This is a genomic window from Mesorhizobium sp. M0011 (genome assembly GCF_040324155.1).
GTDB lineage: Bacteria > Pseudomonadota > Alphaproteobacteria > Rhizobiales > Rhizobiaceae > Mesorhizobium.
Window position 1 is genome coordinate 24,371 of record NZ_JAMYVQ010000038.1, and the last position, 23,890, is coordinate 48,260.

At 63.7% G+C, this 23,890-nt stretch carries 26 protein-coding genes; 12 read left to right on the forward strand and 14 right to left on the reverse strand.

Annotated features, from left to right (window positions below; genetic code table 11):
* Positions 1-111 precede the first annotated feature (111 nt).
* On the forward strand, positions 112-675 hold the full coding sequence (locus NKK51_RS28605; protein ID WP_352555483.1) for a peroxidase-related enzyme: 564 nt from the start codon (positions 112-114) through the stop codon (positions 673-675).
* 136 nt (positions 676-811) lie between these two features.
* A complete protein-coding gene (locus NKK51_RS28610; RefSeq protein WP_352555485.1) occupies positions 812-1,138 on the forward strand; it encodes a YciI family protein in 327 nt (108 codons plus the stop codon).
* A gap of 9 nt (positions 1,139-1,147) precedes the next feature.
* Here NKK51_RS28610 and NKK51_RS28615 read toward each other — a convergent pair whose 3' ends face one another.
* Positions 1,148-1,762 (reverse strand): LysE family translocator, encoded by a 615-nt coding sequence (locus NKK51_RS28615; protein WP_352555486.1) that lies wholly within the window; start codon positions 1,760-1,762, stop codon positions 1,148-1,150.
* A 607-nt stretch (positions 1,763-2,369) separates the two neighbouring features.
* Here NKK51_RS28615 and NKK51_RS28620 point away from each other — a divergent pair.
* Positions 2,370-2,996: a DUF1062 domain-containing protein gene (locus NKK51_RS28620; RefSeq protein WP_352555488.1), complete on the forward strand. Its 627-nt coding sequence runs from the start codon at positions 2,370-2,372 to the stop codon at positions 2,994-2,996.
* 17 nt (positions 2,997-3,013) lie between these two features.
* On the opposite strand, the gene NKK51_RS28625 is transcribed toward NKK51_RS28620, so the two are convergent.
* Together NKK51_RS28625 and typA are read right to left on the reverse strand one after the other, a co-directional pair.
* On the reverse strand, positions 3,014-3,220 hold the full coding sequence (locus NKK51_RS28625) for a hypothetical protein (protein ID WP_352555490.1): 207 nt from the start codon (positions 3,218-3,220) through the stop codon (positions 3,014-3,016).
* 16 nt (positions 3,221-3,236) lie between these two features.
* Positions 3,237-5,066 carry a translational GTPase TypA gene (gene typA / locus NKK51_RS28630; RefSeq protein WP_352555492.1) on the reverse strand — a complete coding sequence of 610 codons (1,830 nt, stop codon included), beginning with the start codon at positions 5,064-5,066 and terminating at the stop codon, positions 3,237-3,239.
* A 197-nt stretch (positions 5,067-5,263) separates the two neighbouring features.
* Between typA and NKK51_RS28635 the strand changes: the two genes are divergently transcribed.
* Positions 5,264-5,545 carry a hypothetical protein gene (locus NKK51_RS28635; protein WP_352442147.1) on the forward strand — a complete coding sequence of 94 codons (282 nt, stop codon included), beginning with the start codon at positions 5,264-5,266 and terminating at the stop codon, positions 5,543-5,545.
* A gap of 90 nt (positions 5,546-5,635) precedes the next feature.
* Here the strand turns inward: NKK51_RS28635 and NKK51_RS28640 are convergent, their stop codons facing one another.
* The gene (locus NKK51_RS28640) at positions 5,636-7,195 is read right to left on the reverse strand and encodes an alkaline phosphatase D family protein (RefSeq protein ID WP_502902514.1); all 1,560 of its coding nucleotides are present in this window, start codon (positions 7,193-7,195) and stop codon (positions 5,636-5,638) included.
* 301 nt (positions 7,196-7,496) lie between these two features.
* Positions 7,497-8,780, reverse strand: coding sequence for an MFS transporter (locus tag NKK51_RS28645; protein ID WP_352555496.1), 1,284 nt, complete (start codon positions 8,778-8,780; stop codon positions 7,497-7,499).
* Between the two features lie 72 nt (positions 8,781-8,852).
* On the opposite strand from NKK51_RS28645, the gene NKK51_RS28650 reads away from it, so the two are divergent.
* Both NKK51_RS28650 and NKK51_RS28655 read left to right on the forward strand, forming a co-directional pair.
* Entirely contained in the window at positions 8,853-9,470 is a 618-nt protein-coding gene (locus tag NKK51_RS28650) for a TetR/AcrR family transcriptional regulator (protein WP_352555497.1), read from the forward strand.
* A gap of 45 nt (positions 9,471-9,515) precedes the next feature.
* Complete coding sequence (locus NKK51_RS28655; RefSeq protein WP_127294143.1) at positions 9,516-10,109, forward strand: hypothetical protein; 594 nt, start codon at positions 9,516-9,518, stop codon at positions 10,107-10,109.
* Positions 10,110-10,429: 320 nt separating this feature from the next.
* On the opposite strand, the gene ppa is transcribed toward NKK51_RS28655, so the two are convergent.
* The 6 genes from ppa to NKK51_RS28685 form a co-directional block, all read right to left on the reverse strand.
* A complete protein-coding gene (ppa, locus tag NKK51_RS28660; RefSeq protein ID WP_013528997.1) occupies positions 10,430-10,963 on the reverse strand; it encodes an inorganic diphosphatase in 534 nt (177 codons plus the stop codon).
* A gap of 113 nt (positions 10,964-11,076) precedes the next feature.
* On the reverse strand, positions 11,077-11,583 hold the full coding sequence (locus NKK51_RS28665; protein WP_352442145.1) for a GNAT family N-acetyltransferase: 507 nt from the start codon (positions 11,581-11,583) through the stop codon (positions 11,077-11,079).
* A gap of 117 nt (positions 11,584-11,700) precedes the next feature.
* Positions 11,701-12,339, reverse strand: a complete 639-nt coding sequence (locus NKK51_RS28670) for a TPM domain-containing protein (protein WP_352555499.1) — start codon at positions 12,337-12,339, stop codon at positions 11,701-11,703.
* Positions 12,340-12,347: 8 nt separating this feature from the next.
* On the reverse strand, positions 12,348-13,217 hold the full coding sequence (locus NKK51_RS28675; RefSeq protein WP_352555501.1) for a TPM domain-containing protein: 870 nt from the start codon (positions 13,215-13,217) through the stop codon (positions 12,348-12,350).
* 4 nt (positions 13,218-13,221) lie between these two features.
* Positions 13,222-14,040 (reverse strand): TPM domain-containing protein, encoded by an 819-nt coding sequence (locus tag NKK51_RS28680; protein ID WP_352555503.1) that lies wholly within the window; start codon positions 14,038-14,040, stop codon positions 13,222-13,224.
* A gap of 200 nt (positions 14,041-14,240) precedes the next feature.
* A complete protein-coding gene (locus tag NKK51_RS28685) occupies positions 14,241-14,879 on the reverse strand; it encodes a LemA family protein (protein WP_023811716.1) in 639 nt (212 codons plus the stop codon).
* A gap of 162 nt (positions 14,880-15,041) precedes the next feature.
* Here NKK51_RS28685 and NKK51_RS28690 point away from each other — a divergent pair, with 162 nt between their 5' ends.
* The 6 genes from NKK51_RS28690 to NKK51_RS28715 all read left to right on the forward strand — a co-directional run bounded on the left by NKK51_RS28690 (position 15,042) and on the right by NKK51_RS28715 (position 20,334).
* Positions 15,042-15,293 (forward strand): hypothetical protein, encoded by a 252-nt coding sequence (locus NKK51_RS28690; RefSeq protein ID WP_352555505.1) that lies wholly within the window; start codon positions 15,042-15,044, stop codon positions 15,291-15,293.
* Positions 15,294-15,306: 13 nt separating this feature from the next.
* On the forward strand, positions 15,307-16,191 hold the full coding sequence (gene pdxY / locus NKK51_RS28695; protein WP_352555507.1) for a pyridoxal kinase PdxY: 885 nt from the start codon (positions 15,307-15,309) through the stop codon (positions 16,189-16,191).
* A complete protein-coding gene (locus NKK51_RS28700; protein WP_352555509.1) occupies positions 16,188-16,958 on the forward strand; it encodes a DUF429 domain-containing protein in 771 nt (256 codons plus the stop codon). The genes pdxY and NKK51_RS28700 overlap by 4 nt, the downstream gene beginning before the upstream one ends.
* Positions 16,959-17,106: 148 nt before the next feature.
* Positions 17,107-17,751, forward strand: coding sequence for a carbonic anhydrase (locus NKK51_RS28705; RefSeq protein ID WP_023811712.1), 645 nt, complete (start codon positions 17,107-17,109; stop codon positions 17,749-17,751).
* A complete protein-coding gene (locus NKK51_RS28710; protein ID WP_352555510.1) occupies positions 17,748-18,182 on the forward strand; it encodes a nuclear transport factor 2 family protein in 435 nt (144 codons plus the stop codon). Before NKK51_RS28705 ends, NKK51_RS28710 begins: the two co-directional genes overlap by 4 nt.
* Before the next feature lie 97 nt (positions 18,183-18,279).
* Entirely contained in the window at positions 18,280-20,334 is a 2,055-nt protein-coding gene (locus NKK51_RS28715; protein ID WP_352555511.1) for a M3 family metallopeptidase, read from the forward strand.
* 146 nt (positions 20,335-20,480) lie between these two features.
* Here the strand turns inward: NKK51_RS28715 and NKK51_RS28720 are convergent, their stop codons facing one another.
* Genes NKK51_RS28720 through NKK51_RS28730 form a run of 3 tightly spaced genes read right to left on the reverse strand, consistent with a single transcriptional unit; the run spans position 20,481 to position 23,688 of the window.
* Positions 20,481-21,974 (reverse strand): M81 family metallopeptidase, encoded by a 1,494-nt coding sequence (locus tag NKK51_RS28720; protein WP_352555513.1) that lies wholly within the window; start codon positions 21,972-21,974, stop codon positions 20,481-20,483.
* Positions 21,975-21,997: 23 nt separating this feature from the next.
* Positions 21,998-22,822, reverse strand: coding sequence for a carbohydrate ABC transporter permease (locus tag NKK51_RS28725; RefSeq protein WP_352555515.1), 825 nt, complete (start codon positions 22,820-22,822; stop codon positions 21,998-22,000).
* A complete protein-coding gene (locus NKK51_RS28730; protein WP_352555517.1) occupies positions 22,819-23,688 on the reverse strand; it encodes a carbohydrate ABC transporter permease in 870 nt (289 codons plus the stop codon). The genes NKK51_RS28725 and NKK51_RS28730 overlap by 4 nt, the downstream gene beginning before the upstream one ends.
* Between the last annotated feature and the right edge of the window lie 202 nt (positions 23,689-23,890).

Consider the following 23,890-nt stretch of genomic DNA (forward strand, 5'->3'; position numbering starts at 1 on the left):
TTTTACGACTATGGTAGCAGATGACCGCTGTTTGGCGACAAAGGTTTGACGGCTTGCAAAGAAATATCGGAATTCGGCAACAAGACATCGCCCAACGAGGAGAAATGACCCATGACCGGCAAAATCACCGCGCTTGACCTTGGCCAGGGGGAGCTGAGCGAGGCGACAAAAGCCTATTTCGCCAAATGCGAGGAGAAGCTCGGCCTGGTTCCCAACGTACTGCGCGCCTACGCCTTCGACGACAAGAAGCTGCGCGCCTTCACCGACATGTACAACGATCTGATGCTGGGTGATTCCGGCCTCTCGAAGCTGGAGCGCGAAATGATCGCGGTTGCCGTCTCCTCGATCAACCATTGCTATTATTGCCTGACCGCACATGGCGCGGCCGTACGCCAGCTCTCCGGCGACCCGGCGCTCGGCGAAATGATGGTGATGAATTTCCGCGCCGCCGATCTTTCGCCCAAGCAGACCGCAATGCTCGAATTCGCCGTCAAGCTGACGCAAGAGCCGGCTGATATCGTCGAGGCCGATCGGGCCGCACTGCGCAAGGCCGGCTTCACTGACCGCGACATCTGGGACATCGCCTCGACCGCAGCCTTCTTCAACATGTCAAACCGGGTGGCCGCGGCAATCGACATGCGGCCGAACGACGAATACCACGCCATGGCGCGGTGAGGCTGGCGGCTGGGATCAGGCCGGGTGTTATATTAGCAACTTCGCATTCTCGTTGCTTGTTTGCCAGTTTGGTCCGATGATCGGCAGGCGGCATGACCGCATGTCGGTTCGATGCCGCTGATCAAGGGAGGAGAACATGGCACAGTTTCTCTACGTCTATCACGGCTCGGGCAAAATGCCGACCACGGAGACCGAACTCAAGGCGATGACGGACGCCTGGACGGGCTGGTTCGGAAAGCTTGGTTCGGCCGTTGTCGACCGCGGCAATCCGGTTGGCATGTCGAAGACCGTCTTGCCCGGTGGCAAGATCGAGAACAATGGCGGCAGCAACCCGACCGGCGGCTACTCGATCGTCGAGGCGAAGGACATCGATGACGCTGCCAGCAAGGCCAGGGACTGTCCGATCCTGGCGGAGCCGAACTGCAACGTCGAGATCGCGCCGATCATCAATATGATGGGTTGACGCGCCGGCTCAGGACCGCGCCGCGATGGCTGCGGCCGCACCGGCCATCGTCGTGGCGCTGATGCGGTTGGCGATCTTCATGGCGCGCTTGCTCTTCAAAAGCTTGCGCGCCTGTGATGCAGCGAGCACCCAGGCGAGATCGATGGCGACCAGCACCACGGCCATGGTCGCCGTCAGCTCGACCCAGCCGACAATGCTGACCGAAGCGAGGTCGATGATGGTCGGCAGCAGCGCCAGATAGAACATCATGATCTTGGGGTTGCCGAGCGTCACCGCCATGCCGGCGAAGAACAGCTTTGCCGGCGAATCCTCGCGCGGCATCTCGCCCTCTTTTGCCTCGACCGGTGCCGTCCACATCTTCCAGGCGAGGTAAGCGAGATAGGCAACGCCGACCCACTTCACCACGACGAAGGCGAAATGGAAGGTCTGCGCCACGACAGCCAGTCCGCATACCGCCAGCGATAGCCAGATGCCCTCGCCGATCCACATGGCGAGCAGGAACGGGAACACGTCGCGAAAGCCCTTAGAGATGACGCGCGCGACGAGAGCCGCGATCGACGGGCCGGGTGAACCGGCGGCAACGAACAAAGCGGCGGCGAAGATGAGCAGCGAGGTGAGGTGCATGGCCAGGGTCTCTGGTTGGGGCTCGATCAACCACAAATACTCGACAGCTGCGGCTCTGGCAAAGGCAAACCCGATACGGGCCATTGGCGCTGACGTACCAAGGTTTGGGTTCCTCGCCCCCGCAAGGCGGGGGAGAGGTGGCCGCGAAGCGGTCGGAGAGGGGGCTGCGACGCTGGTGAGTTTGCTCCGAATTCTTGTGAACGCCGAGCCCTTCCCCCTCTCCGTCTCGGCTTCGCCGAGCCACCTCTCCCCCACTCCCGTGGGGGCGAGGAACCCAAGGCTTGCGAGGTCCCTTGCACCTCCGATATCCCGCAGCTAGAAAGGCCGCCGCGAAACAATTTTGAGCTTCACTTTGCCTACGTAACCGCCGGTCTCGTCAACTCCCCCGACACACTGCATGACGCCGCATTTGCGGTGTCTGTTTTCATGTTCATGTGTTCTTCTGGGCGGCGGTTCGAGACCGGTTTGGCACTGCTGAACCGTTGTCGCGCGCTGCCGCCCGTGACATCTGATTTCTGATTTTAGCAAGCGACCGCCACGCCGTGCCCGCATGGGCATCTCGACATCGCCGACCTGATGAACTTCCCGACGGGAAGGGCTTATCGGCATGTCTGGACTTCTGCGTATCCACTGGGCGATCGCGCCTACGACCGCACCTCGACCGCTCATCAACTGCAATCGCTGCGGCACTGTGAAGGCCTATTGCAGCAGCGGAAAGTTCCGCGTCAACGCCAATGGCAAACGCATTGACGTCTGGCTGATCTATCGCTGCATCGATTGCGACAATTCCTGGAATTTCGGCATTTTCGAGCGCTGCAACCGCCGCGACCTCGAGCCTGCCTTGCTGCAGGCACTCGAAAGCAACGATCCGGCACTCGCCCGCCGCCATGCTTTCGATGTGGTCGCGCTGCGAAACCGGATCGGGCGCGTCGAGGAATTTCCCGATGTCGCCGTTCACAAGCGCAGGCTTGGCGACATCAGGGAAGCCGTTATCGTGTTGGAACTCGAGCTGGGGCTCGAAATGCCAACATCGCTCCGGCTCGACCGTTTGCTCGCTGGCGAACTCGGCATCTCGCGATCACGGCTTCAGACGCTGGAAGAGAAACGATTGCTGATCCTCGGCCGGGACGGGGCGAAGGCTCTGCGCAAGCCGGCCCGCGAGGGAATGACGATTCGCTTCGATCTGTCCGGCGAGGCCGATCGCGAAGCCATTGTTTCCGCTGCCGGCGGATGAACGGCAGCGGCCAAGGGTCAGTCGCCCGATTCAGGGACCGGGCTGATCAACCCCTTGGCCGCTTCGAGATCGCTGTCGGCGACTTGCACGTGGATCAGGCTTTGCCCGCTCGTATCGAGATGCGCCGAGAACGCATAAATCCCATACGCGTCAAGCATTGAGATGCAGACTTCGGCCTCGGGTCGATTGTCGAATATCGCAGCCGTGACGAGTTTGCCGCTCATATGCGTGGCGGTGCCCTTACGCCGCGCCGACCGCCTTGGCTGACTTCTCGAAGCGCTTGCGCTCGTTCGGATCGAGATAGAGCTTGCGCAGACGGATCGTCTTCGGCGTCACCTCGACCAGTTCGTCGTCCTGGATCCAGGCCAAGGCCTTCTCCAGCGTCATGCGGATCGGCGGCGTCAGCTTCACCGCCTCATCCTTGCCGGCGGCGCGGATGTTGGTCAGCTTCTTGCCCTTCAGCACGTTCACTTCGAGATCGTTGTCTCTGGAGTGGATGCCGATGATCATGCCCTGATAGACCTTGACGCCCGGGTCGATGACCATCGGACCGCGATCTTCCAGGTTCCACATGGCGTAGGCCACCGCCTCGCCCTGCTCGTTGGAGATCAGCACGCCATTGGTGCGGCCGGGCAATTCGCCCTTGTAGGCCTCGTAAGCGTGGAACAGCCGGTTCATCACGGCGGTGCCGCGCGTGTCGGTCAACAGCTCCGACTGGTAGCCGATCAGGCCGCGCGTCGGCGCGTGGAAGACGATGCGCTGGCGGTTGCCGCCGGACGGACGCAGCTCGACCATCTCGGCCTTGCGCTCCGACATCTTCTGCACGACGATGCCCGCGTGTTCCTCGTCGACGTCGATGACGACTTCCTCGACCGGCTCGAGCAATTCGCCATTTTCGCCCTTCTGCATGACGACGCGCGGACGCGACACGGCGATCTCGAAACCTTCGCGGCGCATCGTCTCGATCAGCACGGCCAGCTGCAATTCGCCGCGGCCGGAGACGAAGAACGAATCCTTGTCCGGCGATTCTTCGATCTTCAGCGCGACATTGCCTTCGGCCTCGCGCAGCAGACGGTCGCGGATGACGCGGCTGGTCACCTTGTCGCCTTCGGTGCCGGCCAGCGGACTATCGTTGACGAGGAACGACATGGTCACGGTCGGTGGATCGATCGGCTGCGCATGCAGCGGCTCGCTCACCGCCGGATCGCAGAACGTGTCGGCGACGGTGCCTTTCGACAGGCCGGCAATGGCGACGATGTCGCCCGCCTGGGCTTCATCGATCGGCTGGCGTTCGAGGCCGCGGAAAGCGAGGATCTTGGAAATACGGCCGGTTTCGATCTGGGTGCCGTCATGGTGCAGCACCTTGACCGGCTGGTTGGCCTTGAGCGTGCCGCTCTCGATGCGACCGGTGATGATGCGGCCGAGGAACGGATTGGCTTCCAGGATGGTGCCGATCATGCGGAACGGGCCGGGATGAACGGTCGGCTCCGGCACATGCTTGATGACGAGGTCGAACAGCGGCCCCAGCTGCTGGTCCTTGGGTCCTTCCGGATTTTCCGAAACCCAGCCATCGCGGCCTGAACCGTACAGAATCGGGAAGTCGAGCTGCTCGTCGGTGGCGTCGAGCGCCGCGAAAAGGTCGAACACCTCGTTGACCACCTCGACATGACGGGCGTCCGGACGGTCGATCTTGTTGATGACGACGATCGGCTTCAGGCCGACCTTGAGCGCCTTGCCAACGACGAACTTGGTTTGCGGCATCGGCCCTTCGGCTGCGTCGACCAGCACGATGGCTGAGTCCACCATCGACAGGATGCGTTCGACCTCGCCGCCAAAATCGGCGTGGCCGGGGGTGTCGACGATGTTGATGCGGGTATCCTTCCAGTCGACCGAAGTCGCCTTGGCCAGGATGGTGATGCCGCGTTCCTTTTCGAGATCGTTGGAATCCATGGCGCGCTCGGCGACGCGCTGATTGTCTCGGAAGGAGCCGGACTGCTTCAAAAGCTGGTCGACCAGGGTGGTCTTTCCATGGTCGACGTGCGCGATGATCGCGATATTACGAATTTTCATGTTCTGGTCTCGGAAGCGTTGCAGGCAGCAGGCCAAAAGGCGCTGCCTCTTTCGGTTGCGCGGCTCATACAGGGTTTTTCGCAGTTGCGAAAGAGGAGGAGCGTCACCAAATACTCATCAAATCTTAAGCATCTGCGTGTGAGATGATTTTGTTAACCAAGGCGGGAACCCTTCGGGGCCCAGACAGTTCGAACGTCATGACCGATAAACTCAACCGATTTTGGCCGCTCATCGCCTCAGTTGCCTTCGCCGTCCTGCTGGCGGCCAACGCCGCGCAGTCGGCCGCGACGATGAAGGAATCACGGCCTACCTTGCCATCAGAGGCACAGTCGGCCGAGCAGATTTTCGCCGACGCGCCCGACGGCGTCGACCCGATGGTGACCGGCCCGGTCAGCGCCGCCTTCAAGCAGCGGCAGGACGCCGCCAACTGCGACAGCGCCGTCTGGCCGAATATCCCCATGGTCTGCTACCCGGACTAGTCAGCGCTTCACCCCGCCCCGTCTCGCCAGCTTCGCTTTGCGAAGCCGCCGCGCCGACCCTCCCCACAAGGGGGAGGGTAGAAAGCGCGCTTACGCCGACCGCACCGGGTCGAGCGTCACCTTGTAGAGCTCGTTGTCGTCGCGATCCATCAGCCGCACCGTCATCTGCTCGCTGGCGCCTGAAATATCGACCAGCCCGAAGAATTGCAGACCGGCCGAGGGCGGCAGGTTCTGTCCCTGTTCGGCGGTCGGCGCCTCGATGAACTTCAGCTCCGGACCGAACGTCATGTCGAAATCGTTCGGCCCGAACGTGCCGGCATGGATCGGACCCGAGACGAATTCCCAGAACGGATTGAACTCCTGGAACTGCGCCTTGTCCGGGTTGTAGTAGTGCGCGGCCGTGTAATGCACGTCGGCGGTCAGCCAGACGGTGTTGCTGATGCCGGCATTCTTTATGAAGCGCAGCAGGTCGGCGATCTCGAGCTCGCGCCCTTTTGGCAAGCCATTGTCGCCATTGCTGACCGCTTCGGCGCCAACCTTCTTGGTGCCGTCGTCCCAGACGACGAGGCCGAGCGGCATGTCGGCGGCGATGATTTTCCAGGTGGCCTTCGAATTCGCCAGTTCGCGCTTCAGCCATTTCGTCTGCTGTTCGCCCAGCATGCGTGATTGCGGCGTCATCTCATCTTGCATGTCCGGACCATTGGGGCCGCGATAGGAGCGCATGTCGAGGAAGAACACGTCGAGCAGCGGCCCGTAGGCTATTCTGCGATAGACGCGGCCCGGCTCCGAGGGTTCGTAGCGGATCGTCGTCATTTCATGGAAAGCGCGCGCCGCACGGGCCGCCAGCACGTGGATGGATTTCTCCGTGTAGCGATTGTCGGCGCTGAGATCCTTCGAATCCGACCAGTTGTTGAGCACTTCGTGGTCGTCCCACTGGTAGAAGGTCGGGCAGATGGCGCTGAGGCCGAGCACGTTCCTGTCCATCATGTTGTATTTCCACTGGTCCCGGTATTCGTCCAGCGTCTCGGCGACCTTGCGCTTGCCGTCGATCAGCACGACGTTCTTCCACTTGCCGCCGCCGGGCAGGTCGACCTCGTCCTTCATGGCGCCGTCGGCATAGATGGTATCGCCCGAATGCAGGAAGAAGTCGGGCGTGTGCTTGCCGATCGTGGCGTAGGTCTTCATGCCGGTCTCATCGATGCCCCAGCCCTGGCCGGCGGTGTCGCCCGACCAGGCAAAGCGGATGTCGCGCTTCGAGGCCGGCGCCGTCCTGAAGCGCCCGGTGATCGGCTCGGAAACGGCATTGATGTCGGCGAGGTCGGCAGCCGTCATACGGTAGAAGATGTCCTGATCGGAAGCGAGGTCGGTGAGCAGCCGCTTGACCGTGTAATCGCTGGCCGGCGAGGTATCGAGCGGCGCCAGGCGTGTCGCATTGGCGAAATTCTCCGTCGACGACACCTCGAACATGACGCGCGACGGACGGTCGGTGCGCGTCCACACCATGCCGCTGGTTGCGTCGACATCGCCCGACTGGACGCCATGGGTGAAGGCCGGCCGCTGACTGGCGCGCGAATAGTAGGGCAGCGCCAAGCTCGAAACGCCGGCCAGCCCAACGGCGCTGGCTGAGGTGACGAAGGCGCGGCGGGTCATCGAGAGCTTGTTCACGGCTGTCTCCTGGATGGCTTGAGCGGTGCCACCAAGGTCCAGCGTCAATGTTTCAGGGACATCTCGGGATGATGAAGTTTTGATAACAGCCACATCTTCCTTCTCCCCTTGTGGGGCCCGAAGGGCGGGCGAGGCCCGTGACTCGCCCAGGGTGGTGGATCGGCGCGCAGCGCCGAGACGGATGAGGGGTGTTCCAGCGGAGTGAGACGTCGGCATTCCCTGGAACACCCCTCATCCGTCGCCTTCGGCGACACCTTCTCCCACAAGGAGAGAAGGGAAGAGCAGCTCAGGCCGCTTGCGGCTCCGGATCGAACGCCGGCTTGCTGGTGTTGATCAGCAGCGAGATACAGGCGGCGGCGATTGCCGTCATGCCGGCGATCAGGAACGCCAGTTCGTAATTGCCCTGCAACTCGCGCATGGTGCCGCCAAAGGCGGCGGCAGCGGCCGCACCGATCTGGTGCCCGGCGACGATCCAGCCGAACACGATCGGCCCGCTGCGGTCGCCGAACGCCTCGTTGGCGAGCCGCAGCGTCGGCGGCACGGTGGCGATCCAGTCCAGGCCGTAGAGCACGGCGAAGATGATCAGGCTGGTCGCCGAGAAGCCGGAATAGGGCAGGTAGATCAGCGACAGGCCGCGAATGCCGTAATAGACGCCGAGCAGCTTGCGCGGGTCGTAGCGGTCGGTGAGCCAGCCGGACAGTGTCGTGCCGATCAGGTCGAAAATGCCCATCATCGACAGCAGGCCGGCGGCCTGCACCTCGCCGATGCCCATGTCGCCGCAGAAGGCGATGAGGTGCGTGCCGACCAGCCCGTTGGTGGTGAAGCCGCAGACGAAGAAGGTGGCGAACAGATACCAGAAGACGCGGGTGCCGGCGGCGCGGCGCAGGGTGTTCAGCGTGTGCGCCAGAAAATTGCCCTGTGACGCAGGCGGAGTGGGCGGCACGTCGTCAGCCTCGGCGCCGTAGCGCACCATGCCGATCGATGCCGGCCGCTCCGGCACCAGCAGCCAGACCAGCGGTATCAGGGCAGCGGTCGCGATCGCGACCGCGATGACAACCGGCTGCCAGCCGCCCGACTGCGCCAGAGCGGCGATCAGCGGCAGGAACACCAGCATGCCCGAGGCGCTGGAAGCCGACATCAATCCCATGACAAGGCCGCGATTGGTCTTGAACCAGCGGTTGACGATGGTCGCGCCGAGCACGCTGGCGACAGCGCCGGAACCAATGCCCGAGAACACGCCCCAGGTGATGAACAGATGCCAGGGCTTGGTCATCAGCAGGCTGAGCGCCGTGGAGCCCGACATCACCACCAGCGAGGCGAGTAGCGTGCGGCGCAACCCGATGCGCTCCATCAGGGCTGCGGCAAATGGCCCCGTCAGGCCGTAAAGCAGGATGCCGACACCTGCGGCCAGCGAGATGATGTCGCGCCGCCAGCCGAAACTGGTCTCCAGCGGCAGCATCATGACAGAGGGAGCGGACCGCAGACCGGCCGCGACCAGCAGGCTAAGGAAGATGACGCCGACCACGACGAAAGCGTAGCGCTGGCCAAATGGGCGGGATTGAGCTATCATGTTACTGACCGGTACGTTGCAGGTGGAGTATGTATACGTACCGATCGGTAACATTGTCAATCGAGCCACACGATGCCAACGGACAAAAATATTGATCTGACCATCAGCGACGGTCATGCGTCGGCGCCGCCGAAAGCAGCCAAGAAGATCCTCGATGTGGCCTATGACCTGTTCTACCGGCGCGGCATCAGGGCGATAGGCGTCGACGAGATCGTCAAACGTGCCGGCGTCACCAAGCCCAGCCTCTATCGCAGCTTTCCGTCCAAGGATGAACTGGCCGCCTCCTATCTCAGGCAGTACGATCTTGAATATTGGGAGCGTTTCGACGAGGCGGTCGCCGCTCATCCCGGCGAGCCGCGCGCACAGATCAAGGCTTTTCTGACCCGCATCGGCAAGCGCACGCAAGTGGCGGATTATCGCGGCTGCGGCATGACCAATGCGGCGGTCGAATATCCCGACCACAGCCATCCGGCCCGCGTGGTCAGCGAGGCCAACAAGCAGGAACTGCGCCGCCGGCTGCGCGCCATGGCGGACGCGATGGGCGCGCAAGACCCTGACACGCTCGGCGACGGCCTGCTGCTGCTGATCGAGGGCGCCTATATCAGCGGCCAGCTGTTCGGGCTCGGCGGCCCGGCCCAGGCGGTTGCCCGCAATGCCGACCTGCTGATCGAAGCCAGCTTGAAGAAATAGCGACAGGCGATACGCTAGGACAACCTCCAACGGAGATGTCCCGCGATGCGTAGCCTGCTGATTCCGCTCATCCTCGCTGGCTTCTGCCAGGCTGCACATGCCGACGGCATTGCGAGCGCCTACACCGACCTGGATTCGAAAAAGGATTGCGTGACCTACGCGCAGGCAGAAGAAGGCGACGGCGACTGGGCCGAACTTGCCTGTTCGGGCTATCGCGGCTATCCCGTGCTGATCGCCTATGACGACGCCCGTGAATCGCTGTTCTACGGCTTTCCGCCCGGCGGCGACATGACGACGGTCTGGGAAAGCTTTTCCGGCTTCAATTCGTCCGGAGCCAAGATCGAATGGCGCATCGAGACCAAGGGCGACAAGGCCGTACCCTATGCAGCCATCCATCGCCGTTCGATCAGCAATCCCGAGGACGAGAAAAAGCCGACCGAGGTGCTGCTCGTCGCCAAGGTCGGCCAGATGGACGCCCGCGACGGCTGCACCGTCGGCCTGGTGCTGGCCACCGGCAATCCCACCGCCAACGACCAGGCGCGCAAGCTTGCCGACGACAAGGCGCGCACCTTCGCCTGCGGCAAGGACAGGCGCACTGTCATCGGCAACGTGCCGGCTTTCGGCCGGGTGGATAACTAGATCAGTTGCTTAGCACGGAACTTCTGCCACATGCAGGTCGCACACGTTGGGATTGACCGAACGCCTTTGACTTCGTCATCCACGGGCGCAGCAAGGAGCGTAGCGACGCAGCGCAGACCCGAGGGTCCATGCCGCGACATCAACACCGCCGCAGCGGCGCAGAATTTTGTCCCGCCGCTCACGTCACCGAGCGTCACGGCATGGATACCAGGGTCTCCGCGACGCCGCTTCGCGGCTGCTCCGCCCTGGTATGACGAAGTCGAGGGGCCTCGCGAGGCCTAGGCCCTGCGAGGTTGATGCTCCGCAGAGCCTAAGCCCAGCTACTTGCTCGCCTTGGCCCGCTCGATCGCGTCGACGATCATCTTCTTGGCATATTTGGAATCGTGCCAGCCTTCGATCTTGACCCACTTGCCGGGCTCGAGATCCTTGTAGTGCTCGAAGAAGTGCTGCACCTGCTGGCGCGTGATGTCGGGCAGCTGGGTGTATTCGGTGACGTTCTCGTAGCGCAGCGTCAGTTTCGGTGACGGCACGGCGATGATCTTCTCATCCTGGCCGGCATTGTCTTCCATGATCAGCACGCCGATAGGCCTGACGTTGATGACGCAGCCCGGCACCAGGGCGCGCGTGTTGCAGACCAGCACGTCGATCGGATCGCCGTCGCCCGACAGCGTGTGCGGCACGAAGCCGTAATTGCCGGGGTAGCGCATCGAGGTGTGCAGGAAGCGGTCGACGAACAGCGTGCCGGCTTCCTTGTCCATCTCATACTTGATCGGCTCGCCGCCGATCGGCACCTCGATGATGACGTTGACGTCCTCAGGCGGGTTCTTTCCGCTGGCTATGGCTTCGATGCGCATGGCTTAAATCCCTCTCTCGATGGACGATCGATAGCGGGCGGCGCGCCATGGTGCAATGCGGCGAATGGTGCTGGGTGCGATCGGAAGAGGCGGGCGGCCGAAAGGCCGGGCTGTCATTCCCAGACGAAAGCGACCTTCTTGAGCGCCTTCTGCTCGAATATCTCGACGCCTTCCGCAACGTCGCGGCCACCGGCGCCGGCATAGAAGGCAAGCGCGTTCTGGTTGTCTTCCAGCGCCCAAACGACCATGCCTTTCAGCCCATGGTCGGCCAGGCGCGCCCTGGCTGCCGAAAACAGGCGGCTGCCAAGCCCGATGCCCTGATATTCCGGCCGCAGGTACAATTCGTAGATTTCGCCTTGCTGGCGCAGTTCGCGGGCGCGGTTCTTGCCGATCGTCGCATAGCCGGCGATCTTGCCGCCGATCTCGACGACCAGGACGGTGGCGGCGCGGCGAATCGCATTCGCCCACCAGTCGGCGCCTCGACGGTTGATCATCGATGTCAGGGTGCGGTGCGGAATGATGCCGGAATAGGCGCCGCGCCAGGCCTCCAGATGCACCTCGGCGATGGCACTGGCATCGCGCGGGTCGGCTTTCCGGATGTCGATCGTCAGCGTATTCATGATTTGTTAACCATAAACCCGCATCGCCCGATTGCAAGAGTCCCGGCGGCCCGCCGGCTGCTTTCTCACAGGCGGTCACCACCTAAGACAGGGCCCTCGAAGCTTCACTGGAAGGACTCAGATTTCGACCAAATGGTCGTCGAGTTCGTTGCTGTCGCCCACTGTGACCGGGAAATGCTCGGCCAGTACCGCACCCACCTGCTCGATCGCCTTGACGAAGCCGTCGGCAAGCCGGTCGTCGCCGGCATGCGCGGTCAAGTCGCGCACGACACCGTCCCAGACATGCTGGCCGACCTTGGCGTCGATGCCCGAATCGGCGACCACTTCGGCATAGCGCTCGGCGATCGAGACGAAGACCAGCACGCCGGTGCGCGCCGTGGTGCGGTGGACGTTGCGGGCAAGGAACTGCTTGACCGCGTTGGCGTGCGCCGCCTGGTAGCGCAGCCGCCTCGGCACCAGATGGATGCGCAGGCCGGGCAGCGCCCACAACAAGGCCAGCACGCAGGCAAGCGCCAGGAGCTGGGCGAGTACGAAATGCGGCAGCCGGATCGACAGCCACCAGGCCTCCAGACCGTAGCCGACCGCCAGGCTGACGATCAGCATGCACACGGTCGCCATGAAGGCGGCCGGGAAGAAATAGCCGTCGCTGGCATGGGCCACGACGCAGTAGATCTCGCCGTCGGTTTTCTCCTCGGCGCCGCGGATCGCGGTTGCGATGCGCTCATGATCCTGCGGGCTGATTGGTCGTGTTGCCATGATCTGTCTCACCAGCTTCCTGAAGAACCGCCACCACCCGATGAGCCGCCGCCACCGGAAAACCCGCCACCGCTGCTTGATCCCGAAGACCAACTGCCGCCGGAACTCCCCGACGACCAGCCGCTGCCCGATGACGAACCCGATACCCAGCCGCCGCTCGGCCCGTGGCCGTAACGAAATGTCATGCCCAGCCATTTGTACACGCCCGGCGACAGCTTTGTGCCGAACATCGGCGGCAGGAACGCCATCGCCAGGCCGCCGAAGAACAGCGTCCCCCACACGATCAGGAACACCGCGACGATGGGGGCGATGGAGGTACTGTCGTCGGCGGGATTGCGCTTGCCCCGCGCTTCCAGTTCTTCCGGATTGCCTTCCAGCACCATGACCATGTCGTCGACAGCCTTGCTGATGCCGCCGGAGAAGTCGCCGGCGCGGAAAGCCGGCACCATGTCGTTTTCGATGATCAGCTTGGTGTGCAGGTCGGTCAGCGTACCTTCCAGCCCATAACCGACCTCGATGCGCATCTTGCGGTCGTTCGGGGCAACCAGCAGGAGCACGCCATTGTTCTCGCCCGCCTGGCCAAGTTTCCAGAAGCGGAACAGCCGGTTGGCGTAGGGCTCGATCTCCTCGCCATCGAGGCTGGGGATCGTCGCGACGACGATCTGATCGGAACCTTTTGTCTCGAAGTCGGCAAGCTTCCGCGTCAGCGCCGCCTTGGTCGCGGCATCGAGGATGCCGGCATTGTCGACGACACGGCCGGTCGGCGCCGGCAGGTCGGCCGCGTAGGCCATGACACAGGAGAACAGCACGACCGCGGCAATCAGGACGGCCGAGGCGAGGCGGTCGCGTTTCGACAGGCTGATGCCGGGTATCGTCATGCCATCACCAGCTTCCCGACGAGCCGCCGCCGCCGGACGAACCGCCGCCGCCGGAAAAGCCTCCACCGCTGCTTGACCCCGAAGACCATCCGCCGCCGGAACTCCCCGACGACCAGCCACCACGGGAGGATCGCCGGCTTGGCTCGAAGGTCATGCCGAGCCAGCGGTAGCGGCCGGGACCGAGCTTCTGGCCGAAGATCGGCGGCAAGATGGAGACAGCAAGACTGCCGACCATAATGGTTATCCAGATGCCGATGAACACGGTGAAGAACAGGTCGTCGGACTCGAAGGGCGCCTGCTGGTTGCGCTCGCCGCGCGCCTCCAGCTCCTCCGGATTTCCTTCCAGCACCATGATCATGTCGTCTACGGCTTTGCTGATACCGCCGGAGAAGTCCCCGGCGCGGAAGGCCGGCACCATGTCGTTTTCGATGATCAGCTTGGTGTGCAGGTCGGTCAGCGTGCCCTCCAGCCCATAACCGACCTCGATGCGCATCTTGCGGTCGTTCGGGGCAACCAGCAGGAGCACGCCATTGTTCTCGCCCGCCTGCCCAAGTTTCCAGAAGCGGAACAGGCGGTTGGCGTAGGGCTCGATCTCCTCGCCGTCGAGGCTGGGGATCGTCGCGACGACGATCTGGTCGGAACCTTTTGTCTCGAAGTCGGCAAGCTTCCGCGTCAGCGCCGCCTTGGTCGCGGCATCGATGACGCCGGCATTGTCGACGACACGGCCGGTTAGGGCGGGGAGATCGGCGGCGAGAGCGGTGAGGGGGAGGAAGAAAAGGCTTAAAATGACCGCCAGGAATGTCAGCCTTGCGTTCCGTCGCACCCCCCTCTGTCCTGCCGGACATCTCCCCCGCAAGGGGGGAGATTGGCTGTCATCGCTGACAGCAACACTTCTGCGACGTCGAAAATTAGCGAAACCACCACGGCTGCCGATCTCCCCCCTTGCGGGGGAGATGTCCGGCAGGACAGAGGGGGGTGTGAAGGAACGCAAGGCTGATAAGAACCAGGATCATCAGTCGACGTTCACCCGCCCTGCTTCGTGCCGAAATCGACCTTCGGCGGCTGCATCTTGTCTTCGGCGACGGTGAAATTGGCGAAGGGCTCGTTGCCGCGGAACCAGAAGGTCGCCCACAGCACCGAGGGAAAGGTCCTCAGCGTCAGATTGTAGTCCCTGACCGCCTGGATATAGTCGCGCCGCGACACCGCGATGCGGTTCTCGGTGCCTTCGAGCTGGGCTTGCAGCGCCAGGAAATTCTGGTTGGCCTTGAGGTCGGGATAGGCTTCCGAGACCGCGATCAGCCGCGACAGCGCGCTGGTCAGCCCCGCCTGGGCGTCCTGAAACTTCTTGAGGGCTTCGGGATCCTTCAGCGTTTCCGGTGTTACCGTAATCTGCGTTGCCTTGGCGCGTGCCTCGACCACCGCGTCGAGCGTGTCCTTTTCGTGCGAGGCATAACCCTTCACCGTCTCGACCAGGTTGGGGATGAGGTCGGCGCGGCGCTGATACTGGTTCAGCACCTCGCTCCATGCCGCCCTGGCGTTTTCTTCCGCTGTGGGGATGGTGTTGTAGCCGCAGCCGGCAAGCAGCGGCAGCACGATCGCCATCATCAGGAAGGCGGGCAGCGTGCGGAACGTGGACGGCGAGGCAAGGCGCTGGGCAAACATGATGGGGTCCCTCGGTAGAAGTTGCACGCGAAGCATTACCACAATCAGCGCGCAAGAAAACCGCCCGGGCCGGCAGCCCTCGCCTGGCATGCCCAATGCCGCTGCAAGGCTCTGTGATTGGCCGTACGAACGCGATAAGGTCCTGCAAAACGGGACATCATCATGGCGGAGCGCCAGGACAGCGAGAAGGAATCGCGCCGTATCCTCGAGCGCATCGCGCACGAGACGAATCCGGCGGGCGACTCGTTTGCGGGGCGGGCCGCGAAAGGCATGCACGATCACGTCACCGCGGCCGATGCTGATCGCGCCGATCCGATCGAAGTCTGGGGCACCCGCTTTGGCCGCACGCTCGGCCTGCTGCTGGCGCTGGGCCTGATGGTCTGGCTCGTGCTTTACGTCATCCGGGGCAGTTAGGAATCAAACGACAATGAGCGCCGAACAAACCGACGCGCCGCGTGCGGTCATCGTCATTTCCAGCCATGTCGCGCGCGGCTCGGTCGGCAACCGGGCCGCCGTCTTTGCGCTGGAGACCCTGGGTTTCCCGGTCTGGGCGGTGCCGACCGTCATCCTGCCCTGGCATCCCGGCCATGGACGGGCAACGCGGATCGTACCGCCGCTCGACCAGTTCAAGACGCTGATGGCCGATCTCGAGCGGGCGCCATGGCTGGGTGAAGTCGGCGCCGTGTTGTCCGGCTATCTCGGCGAGGCCGGCCAGGCCGAGGCCGTCGCCTCGCTGGTCGCCGCGGTCAAGGCAAGGACACCCGGCGCCGTCTATATCTGCGATCCGGTGATGGGTGATTCGGGCGGCCTCTACGTGCCCGAGCCCACCGCCATAGCCATGCGCGACCGGCTGATGCCGATCGCCGACATAGCCACCCCCAACCGCTACGAACTGGAATGGATGGCCGGCGCCGCGTTGCCCGACCTGAAATCGGCGATCGCGGCAGCGCTCCACGCCGGACCATCGACCATGCTGGTCACCTCTGCGCCGTCGATGATGACGGGCGGCACCGGCAATCTCCTACTCGATAGCAGCCAGGCGCTGCTCGCCGAACATCGCCTGATCGACAAGCCGCCGAATGGCCTGGGCGATCTGACGGCGGCCGTCTATCTGGCACGTATCCTGTCCGGCCAGCCGCCGATCAAGGCGCTGCAATCGACGACGGCGGCGGTCTACGAGATCCTGGCGCGCACCGCCAAGCGCGGCGGCGACGAACTGCAGCTCGAAACCGATGCGCAGAGCCTGTCGCATCCGATGGCGATGGTCCAGCTTCGCCACCTCACGCATCCGGGGCGGGGCCGCCGGGCGTGACGTCGACTGAGGCCGTGCTTGTCGGCGTCGACGGCTGCAAGGCCGGCTGGATCGCCGTCCGGCGCGCTTCTGGCATGGCACCGTCGGTCGGTGTCTTTGCAACCTTCACCGCCCTGCTCGCATCGCTTCCCACAGATACTGTCATCGCTGTCGACATGCCGATCGGCCTGCCCGAGTTTTCGGGCAAGGGCGGTCGCGGCCCCGAAGCGCTGGTGCGGCCGCTGCTCGGGGCACGCCAATCCAGCGTCTTCTCGATCCCCTCCCGCGCCGCGCTCTATGCCGACACCAACGGCTTCACCACCATCGAAGCCTGGTATGCCGCGCACATCAGGGCAAGCGAGGTGGCCATGACCACATCCGACCCGCCGCGTGGCGTCTCGATCCAGGCCTTCGGCATTTTTGCCAAGATTCGCGAGATCGACGCCCTGCTGATCGCGCGACCCGATTTGCGCGGCCGCGTCTACGAATCGCATCCGGAAGTCGCTTTCTGCTGCTTGAACGGCGATCAGGCCATGCAGCTGCCGAAGAAGATCAAGGGCAGCGTCAATCCGGCCGGCATGACGGAACGCAAGGCTCTGCTTTGCCGGCATGGCTATGAGACGGGCTTTCTCGACCAGCCGCCACCGCGCGGCGCAGCCGCCGATGATTTCCTCGACGCGGCCGCAATGATGCTGATCGCCGGTCGCATCGCCAGCGGTGAGGCACGGCCGCTGCCCGACCCGCCGGGCCGCGACAGCTTTGGCATTCCTGTCGCCATCTGGGCGTAACGCTGTTGGCCAAGGTTGCGCTCGATGCATGGCATTTCTAGCCAGCCCTCATAATTCTGCATTGCTCGCGACCGGCTTTTGCCGCTAGAGCCTCTCTAGACCGCAACGAGCTGCCGCATCCAACCCGGAAAGGCTCCAGACGCCGCCCATGTCCCATCTCCCTGAACATCTTCTCGCCGGCTACCGCAATTTCATGAATGGCCGCTATCTCACAGAGAGCGGGCGCTATCGCGATCTCGCTCGGGAAGGCCAGGCGCCGGAGACGATGATCGTCGCCTGCTGCGATTCTCGTTCGGCGCCCGAGGCGATCTTCGACGCCGGGCCCGGCGAACTCTTCGTGCTGCGCAATGTCGGCAATCTGGTGCCGCCCTATGCTCCCGACGGCGAGTTCCATTCGACCTCGGCGGCGCTTGAATTCGCCGTGCAGAGCCTCAAGGTCAAGAACATCGTCGTCATGGGCCATGGCCGCTGCGGCGGCATCCGTGCAGCGCTCGACACCAATTCAGCGCCGCTTTCGCCGGGCGACTTCATCGGCAAGTGGATGAGCCTGATCGCGCCGGCGGCCGAAACCGTCTCCTCCAGCACCTTCATGACCGCGTCGGAGCGCCAGACCGCGCTGGAGCGCATCTCGATCCGCTATTCCATCGCCAACCTCAGAACCTTTCCCTGCGTCTCGATTCTCGAGGGCAAGGGGCGACTGTCGCTGCATGGGGCCTGGTTCGATATCTCGACCGGCGAACTCTGGACGATGAACAAGGAGACCGGCGATTTCGAACGGCCGGAGCTGGGATGAACACAGCGGCGCGCAAGGTGGTGAACATCCGGTCGATCATCTTGACGGCGGCCGCGCTGCTGATCGCGATTATTGCCGCCCGCGCCGATGATCGTGCCCTCATCAGCCGCTGGTATTCGGCGCTGCTGGTCGCCGACCGCACCGAGCTGTCCGACCTGCTCGCCGACGATGTCCACATCAAGCTGGACGACCTCGGCATCGTGCAAAGCAAGCAGGAATTCATCGCTTCGATAGACGAGTGGAAAGGTGCGGTTGCCGGTGCGGCAATCCGGCACAGGGTCGAGAAAAGCGAAGGCGGCGTCACCACGGTGGTCGCCTGCTACGATTTCCCCAACAACGACATGCTGATGCACGAAACCTTCGCGGTAAGCGACAACCGCATCACCGCCAGTTCGCAAGCCACGATCGCCGAGAACTGCGACGGCTTCTGAGGCCGATATCGGCCAAATCCGCATATTGCGGGCCCGCCAGCCGCGCCCTACATCGGGTACCACCCACCTGCCTGCCCTCACCAGCGAAAGACTGTCCATGCCTTCCACGAAAGCCGTCGACCTCGCCGCCCATCCGCTGACCGCGTGGCAAGGGCCGCTCGGCCTGCCCGATTTCACGCGCATTGGCGACGGCGACTTCTCCCCGGTCTTCGACGCGGCGCTGAAGGCGCACGAGGCCGAGATCGAGGCGATCGCCGGCTGCAAGGATGCGCCGACCATCGAGAACACGCTTGCCGCGCTGGAACTCGGCGGCGAAGCGCTCGACCGCGTCTCGTCGATCTTCTGGTGCCGCGCCGGCGCCTACACCAACGAGACGATCCAGGCGCTGGAGCGCGACATCTCGCCGAAAATGTCCAGGCATTTCTCGGCGATTTCGATGAATGAGCGGCTGTTTGCCCGCATCGACGATCTCTACCAGCGCCGCGAGAGCCTGAAGCTCGACGCAGAGACCCTGCGGGTGCTGGAAAAGACCTGGAAGGGCTTCGTCCGTTCCGGCGCTAAGCTCGACGCCGACGGCAAGAAACGGCTGGCACGCATCAGCGAGGAATTGTCCTCGCTCGGCACGGCTTTCGGCCAGAACGTTCTGGCCGACCACCGCGACTGGGCGCTGTTCCTCGATGACGCCGACCTTGCCGGCCTGCCGGACTTCGTGAAAAGCTCCATGGCCGAGGCCGCCGAAATGCGTGGCCAGAAGGGCCGCTATGCCGTCACCCTGTCGCGCTCGATCTATGAGCCGTTCTCGACCTTCTCCGAACGCCGCGATCTGCGCGAGATCGCCTTCCGCGCCTTCACCATGCGCGGGCAGAATGGCGGCGCCACCGACAACACGAACGTGGTGCGCGACATGCTGCGCCTGCGCGCCGAGAAGGCAAAGCTGCTCGGCTACGCCTCCTTCGCCGCGCTGAAGCTCGATGACACCATGGCCAAGACGCCGAAGGCCGTACACGCGCTGCTCGATCCGGTGTGGGAAAAAGCGCTTGAGAAGGCAGCAAGCGACCAGATCGAATTGCAACGGTTGGCGACGGAGGCCGGCAGCAACGAAAAATTCGCTGCCTGGGACTGGCGCTTCTACCAGGAAAAACTGCGCGCGGAAAAATTCGCCTTCGACGAGGCGGAACTGAAACCCTATCTGCAGCTCGACCGCATCATCGACGCTTGCTTCGACGTGGCGACACGGCTGTTCGGCGTCACCTTCGAGGAGAAGAAGGGGATCGCGGCCTGGCACCCCGACGCCCGCGTCTTCGTGGTGAAAAATGCCGACGGCAGCGAACGCGGTCTGTTCCTCGCCGATTATTTCGCCCGGCCGTCAAAGCGCTCAGGCGCCTGGATGAGCGCGCTGCAATCCGGCTACAGGCTCGGTCGCGGTGCGAGCCCGGTCATCTACAACATCATGAACTTCGCCAAGCCGCCAGCCGGCGAGCCGGCGCTGCTGTCGGTGGACGAGGCGAAAACGCTGTTCCACGAATTCGGCCATGCACTGCACGGCATGCTGACCGACGTCACCTGGCCCTCGGTTTCGGGCACCTCGGTCAGTCGCGATTTCGTCGAACTGCCCTCGCAGCTCTATGAGCACTGGCTGACCGTGCCGGCAGTGCTGGAAAAACACGCTTTGCATGTGAAGACCGGCAAGCCGATGCCCAAGGCGCTGCTCGACAAGATGCTGGCCGCACGCACGTTTGGCGCCGGCTTTGCAACTGTGGAATTCACGGCCTCTGCCTTGATGGACATGGCCTATCATGCGCGGCCTGATGCACCGCAGGAGCCGCTTCGTTTCGAAACCGAAACGCTTGAGAAGCTTGACATACCGGATACCATCGCGATGCGCCATCGCACCCCGCATTTCGGCCACGTCTTCTCCGGCGAAGGCTATTCGGCCGGCTATTATTCCTACATGTGGTCGGAAGTGCTCGATGCCGACGCTTTCGCCGCCTTCGAGGAGACCGGCGACCCCTTCAACCCGGCGCTCGCCGAACGGCTGCGCAAGAACATCTACGCCGCCGGTGGTTCGAAGGATCCGGAGGAGCTTTACACGGCGTTTCGCGGCAAGATGCCGTCGCCGGAAGCGATGATGGTCAAGCGCGGGCTGGTATAGCACCGAATAATCTCCCCCCTCGAGGGGGAGATGGCCGCGAAGCGGCCAGAGGGGGTCGGTCCGACCGGGCTCGACCTCCCGCGGCAGAAGAAGGTTGGCGCTTCACGAGAGACGACCCCTCTGTCGCCTTCGGCGACATCTCCCCCTCAAGGGGGGAGATTACCAGCATCCTTCCAAGGGTCAGCCACCCTTGGCCACACCGGCCGCGTCAGCTTCTTGTAATCGGTCACCGCCGGATTGCTGGGATATGAACTTGGCGCCGAGACATAGATGATCTCGGCGGCGATCGGCTCGAAGCCGGCGTAGAAATGGTTGGTCGACTTGATCAGCAGCACGTCCTTGGTCATCGGATCGACGCCGATGTTGGAAAAGATATCCGGCTCGAAGGTCTGTGTGCGGTTGGTGTTGAGGATGATGTCGACCTCGGTGCCTTCGAGGCGGACCAGCGCCGTCGGCCCCAGCGTCACCCGGCTTGGCCCGAAACTCTGCCAACCCTCCGCAACCGCCTTCAGCACGCGCACGCGCGCGTCGATCGGCTCGCCGGCCTGCGGCCCGGCCTTGCCGCCGAAGCGCAGGTCGATGACCGCACCCTCGCCCGCCGCCAGGCAGAAGGTGACTGCAATCGGATCCCAGATTGTCGCCACGGCGAATTTGTCCAGGCCGCGCGCCAACATCTGGCGCAGTACGAAGGTGCCGTCGCCTGGAACGCCGCCGCCGGGATTGTCCCAGATATCGGCGAGGACCACCGGCTTGCCCGGATTTCCGGCACACACGGCCAGCGCCCGGTCGATGCCGTCACTGGTGTTCAGCATGGTCATCGCCGTCTTTTCGCGCAGCGCGTAAAGTTCCCGCCCCAGCCGCTCCGCCAGCGCGTCGCCTTTGGCCTTGTCATTGTCGGTGACGACCAGGATGCGCGTGCCCATCTCGGGCACGTCGGCCGCCATGAAGCCGTGAATGACCGAGACCGACAGCACGCCGTCCTTGCCGTGCAGCGCCTTGATGCGGTCGACGAAGGAGCGCATCGGCTCGCGGCTGGTCGGCAGCACCTGGATCATCCGGCAGTCGAAGGTCGAGATGACCGGCTTGATCTCGCCGCGCGCTGCGGCAAGGCCAAGCTCGACGACATGTTCGCCGCGCTCGTAGAAATCGGTGTGCGGAAATTCGAGGAAGTAGGCGAGGATGTCAGAGGCCGCCACGCGCTTCGGGGTCAGATGGCTGTGCGGATCGAGTTCTACCGCGATCACCACATCCGGCCCGACCATTGCGCGAACGCGTTCGAGCAGATCGCCTTCGCAATCGTCATAGCCTTGCGCCACCATGGCGCCATGCAGGCCGAGGATGACGGCATCGACCGGCAGCGCTGCCTTGAGCTGGCCCAGAATCTCGTCGCGCAGCGCCTCGTAGGTCTGCCGTTGCACCAGACCGCCGGGCTCCGCCCAGGTGGCGGTGCCCTCGATGACATCGAGGCCTTCGGCGACCGCCCGCCGGCGCAGCGCGACCATCGGCGACGAGCACAGCGTCGGTGTTTCCGGATGTTTGCCGGGGCCGGCATAGAAGGCCATTTCGAATGAGGCCCGGTCTGTCGGCACCGGCGAGAAGGTGTTGGTTTCCGTCGCCAGCGAGGCGGTGAAAATGCGCATGAAAGCTCCGTCGTGAATAGACGCTATTTGACTGCCCCGAGCGCCAGCCCGCGAACGAGGTAGCGCTGCAGCCAGATGAACAGGATGGCCACCGGCAAGGTCGCCAGCAGCGTCGCGGCCATGACGTGGTGCCATTCGATGGTGTAGCGGCCGGCGACCAGCGAAAACACCTGGATCGGCAGCGTGTAGCTTTCCTGGCTGCGCAGCATGGTGAGCGCGACGACGAATTCGTTCCAGGCGTTGATGAAGGTGAAGATCGCCGTCACCGCGATCGCCGGCAGGCAGAGCGGCAGGAACACCTTGCGCAAGGTCAGCCAGCGGCCGGCGCCTTCCATCCAGGCCGCCTCCTCGAGATCGCGCGGAATGGTGTCGAAATAGCTTTGCAGCATCCACACCGTGAAGGCGACGTTGAAGGCCATGTAGATGAAGCCGAGCGCCGTGGTGCTCTCGACCAGGCCCCAGGCCGCCATCAGCCGGAACAGGCCGAGCACCAGCACGATCGGCGAGATCATCTGCGAGATCAGCAGGAACTGGCGCAAGGCGCCGTAGCCGGCAAAGCGGAAGCGCGACATCGCATAGGCCGCCGGAACCGAGATCAGGATGGCGCCGACGGTGGCGATCACAGACACGTAGAGCGAATTGAGCAACGCCTGGCCAAAGCCCGTCGCCACCCACATGTCGGAAAAATTCGACCAGCGGAATTCGCTCGGCCACCAAGTCGGCGACAGCACTTCCTGTCTTGGCTTGACCGCGGTCAGGAACATCACGGCAAAGGGAAAGAGCGTCACCACGATCAGCGGCGCCAGCAAAAGCCAGGCGATGACGGAACGCTTCAACTTGCTCGTCATGCGCGTTGCTCCCGCATCGCCAGCCGCACATAGATCATGGTGAAGACCAGCAAGATGGCGAACATCACCAGCGACACCGCCGATGCTTCGCCGAGTTTGCCGATGCGGAAGGCCAGCTTGTAGAGATGGGTGACCAGGATATCGGTCGAGTTGGCCGGCCCGCCTTGCGTCATCACCCAGATGATCGGGAAGGAATTGAAGACGTAGATGGTGTTGAGCACGATGGCGATGTTGATGAACGGTTTCAGGAGCGGAAAGGTGATCTCGCGGAACTGCTGCAGCGGCGTCGCCCCTTCGAGCGCCGCCGCCTCGTAGAGGTCGTCCGGGATTGACGAGAGGCCGCCGAGGAAGATCGTCGTCGTGAACGGCACCGTCACCAGGATGCCGATCAGCACCTGCATGGGAAAGGCGGTTTCGGCGCTCGCCAGCCACTGGATGTTGTGGTCGATGAGGCCGAGGCCGATCAGTGCCGAGTTCAGCATGCCGCTTTCGCCGCTCAGCGCCCAGCGCCAGACCACCGCGGTCATGGTCAGCGACACCGCCCAGGGCAGCATGATGATGACGCGGGCGATGCCGCGGCCATAGAAATCGGTGTTGAGGATCATCGCCACCGGGACAGACAAAAGCAGCGCGCCGCCGACGACCATCACCGTCCACTGGCCGGTGCGCCAGAGCGCGGCCATGAAATCGGGATCGGCAGCGAGTGCCCCGAAATTGGCAAAGTCGTTGAAGTCGCGAAGCTGGCCGAAGCGGCTGACATCGTGCGTCGATATCTGGATCAGGTCCCAGACCGGCCAGAAGATGACCACCGCCGCCAGGAACAGGCTGGGCAAGGTCAGGAGATAGGGCAAGAAACGGTTTTGCATCGGCTGGCCTGCAACCTCGGCGCGCTGGATCAGAAGGTTCTGCTTATGCGAATTTCGGATCCGCCGCACCGGGCCGGGAACCAAGGGGGTGGCGGGGGGGCGCGGGGCCGGGGGGGGCCCCCCCGCGCGGGGGGAGGCCCCCATTTTTTTAAAGCGGCCGCGGAGTTTGTATGGTGTGTTTTAAAAGAAAGCCCCCCCCCCC